The organism is Vibrio sp. 811 (genome assembly GCF_033339195.1).
The window spans coordinates 1-739 of the sequence record NZ_JAWOUB010000350.1; the positions used below are offsets into that span (position 1 = coordinate 1).

Genomic DNA, 739 nt, shown 5'->3' on the forward strand with positions numbered 1-739 from the left:
AAACGTCGATTGCGCAGCTTTTTGGCAGCAACGCGAATCAACTGCTGAGCAAAAACAGCTTCAACCTAATTAATGTCGAGTTTGAAGGTAAGGACAATTTCGTCGCGAGTTTGTATGTGCCGTCCATGAACTGGTTTGTTGTTGGCGTCGTGCCTGTTGACGAAGTGTTTGCTGACCTCAATGCAACTGGCCAAAAAATGATGGTCACAACCATTGTAGTGGCATTGGTGTTCATTTTGATGGGCGTATTGCTTGCAAACAGTATCACTAAGCCTATTCGATTGATTGCAGATCGCTTTACCGATCTTGGTCAAGGCGAAGGTGATTTATCACAGCGTATTGAAATTCGTGGCAATGATGAAATCGCGCAACTTTCTAAAGGTTTCAACGGATTTATTGAGAAAATCCACGCAACCATGAAAGAGGTATCTTTGACGAGCGGTGCACTGAGTCAAGCGGCAGACAGCGTGTCGAGCAAAGCAACGTCAACGTACGACAATAGCCAAGAGCAACGTGACCAGACGATTCAAGTGGTTGCAGCGATCAACCAAATGGGCGCGACGATCAGTGAAATTGCGTCTAACGCAGCGACGGCAGCCGATACTGCAAACCAAGCGTCTGATAATACTCAGACGGGTCGTGAAGTTGTGATGAAAGCGAAAGAAGTGATCAGCCGTCTTGCTGACGATGTGGAAACGACAAACATTGTTGTGACACAGCTTGCTTCTACAACGAAAGA

1 protein-coding gene is annotated in these 739 nt (G+C 46.4%); it reads left to right on the plus strand.

Going from position 1 to position 739, the window contains the following annotated elements; translation table 11 throughout:
* The coding region (locus R7Q46_RS26810; protein ID WP_318078175.1) for a methyl-accepting chemotaxis protein at nt 1-739 on the plus strand (739 nt) is incomplete at both ends.